Source organism: Parasutterella excrementihominis YIT 11859 (assembly GCF_000205025.1).
Taxonomy (GTDB): domain Bacteria; phylum Pseudomonadota; class Gammaproteobacteria; order Burkholderiales; family Burkholderiaceae_F; genus Parasutterella; species Parasutterella excrementihominis.
In genome coordinates this window covers 55,762-56,039 of the sequence record NZ_GL883755.1, presented here as the reverse complement: position 1 = coordinate 56,039, position 278 = coordinate 55,762, and positions in this window count along the sequence as shown.

Sequence of the window (278 nt, the reverse complement as noted above, 5' to 3'; positions counted from 1 at the left end):
AATGACAACGCACTCAAGTTGTTCGGTCTAATCGCGTTTCAGTAGTTGTTAGAAGAATGTAGTATTGAAGCTTCAAAAGTTCCTTGAGTTTCTCGCGGTTTGCGGGTTTCAGTAGTTGTTAGAAGAATGTAGTATTGAAGCAATTTATCGCGCTAGTGTCTCTTGCCTTTAATGTGTTTCAGTAGTTGTTAGAAGAATGTAGTATTGAAGCTCTTCCGCCGGAATAATCACGAAAGTGAATTGATCTCGTTTCAGTAGTTGTTAGAAGAATGTAGTAT